This window comes from Crystallibacter degradans, from assembly GCF_012952295.1.
Lineage (GTDB): Bacteria > Actinomycetota > Actinomycetes > Actinomycetales > Micrococcaceae > Crystallibacter > Crystallibacter degradans.
This window is the reverse complement of record NZ_JABBCH010000088.1, coordinates 1-462: the sequence shown is the minus strand read 5'-3', so window position 1 is coordinate 462 and position 462 is coordinate 1. Positions and strand designations below refer to the sequence as shown.

The following is a 462-nucleotide window of genomic DNA, read 5'->3' as shown; positions in this document are numbered from 1 at the left end:
GACCCGCTGAGCTACCTGCCGCTGGAGTACTCGGTGGAGCAGTGGGACGCCGAGGCCAAGGCCGACCCCGTGGGCTTCACCAAGAAGGCACAGGAGTCGATGGCCCGCCACGTGCAGGCGATGGTCGAATTCCAGGACGCCGGTGCGGAGGTCTTCGACTACGGCAACTCCATCCGCGACGAGGCCCGCCAGGGTGGCTACGACCGCGCCTTCGAGTTCCCCGGCTTCGTCCCGGCCTACATTCGCCCACTCTTCTGCGAGGGCTTGGGCCCGTTCCGCTGGGTGGCCCTGTCCGGTGACCCTGAAGATATCCGCGTCACGGACGAGGCAATCAAGGAACTCTTCCCGGAGAACGAACATCTGCACCGCTGGATCGACGCCGCGCAGGAGCACGTCGAGTTCGAGGGCCTGCCGGCACGGATCTGCTGGCTGGGCTACGGCGAACGGCAGAAGGCCGGGCTG

1 protein-coding gene is annotated in these 462 nt (G+C 67.1%); it reads left to right on the top strand.

Features of this window, described 5'->3' with window-relative positions; genetic code table 11:
* A partial coding sequence (locus tag HGO92_RS23235; protein ID WP_502306000.1) for a urocanase-related protein occupies positions 1–462 on the top strand: 462 nt, incomplete at both ends.